The organism is Myxococcus llanfairpwllgwyngyllgogerychwyrndrobwllllantysiliogogogochensis (assembly GCF_006636215.1).
GTDB lineage: Bacteria > Myxococcota > Myxococcia > Myxococcales > Myxococcaceae > Myxococcus > Myxococcus llanfairpwllgwyngyllgogerychwyrndrobwllllantysiliogogogochensis.
Genome location: NZ_VIFM01000708.1, coordinates 1 through 486 on the forward strand (window position 1 = coordinate 1; position 486 = coordinate 486).

General features: G+C 72.0%; 2 protein-coding genes. Both read left to right on the top strand.

Translation table 11 applies throughout. The features are described from left to right. On the top strand, nucleotides 1-306 hold a 306-nt coding region (locus tag FJV41_RS57300; RefSeq protein ID WP_141649604.1), incomplete at its 5' end, for an SDR family oxidoreductase. Continuing rightward, nucleotides 303-486: hypothetical protein (locus FJV41_RS57305; protein ID WP_220138003.1), on the top strand; the 184-nt coding region annotated here is incomplete at its 3' end. The genes FJV41_RS57300 and FJV41_RS57305, both read left to right, overlap by 4 nt.

Sequence of the window (486 nt, forward strand, 5' to 3'; positions counted from 1 at the left end):
GCCAAGCACGGCGTGATCGGCCTCACGCGCGCGCTGGCGCTCGAACTGGCGGCGAAGGGCGTCACGGTGAATGCCGTGTGCCCGGGCTACACCGATACCGACATCGTGCGCGAGAGCATCGACCGCATCGTCGCCAAGACCGGCCGCAGCGCCGAGGCGGCGCGCGAGGGCTTCGTGCGCGCCAATCCGCAGGGCCGCCTGGTGGCGCCCGACGAGGTCGCCGATGCGGTGGCCTGGCTGTGCACCGAGGCGGCGCGGTCCGTGAACGGGCAGTCCGTGTCGGTGAGCGGCGGGGAGGTCATGTGAGCGCGCGGGCGAAAAAGGCGAACCCCGCCGCGACCACCCGCCAGCAGAGTTTCCGCCTCGTCCAGGCCCTGGGCGAAGAGCATATCGGCCTGGAGGCCCGCGCCCAGGCCGGCGACCACCTCGACGTCAAGATCTGGCTGCGCCTGCTCGCCTGCAGCACCCAGATCGAGCAGCAGATCC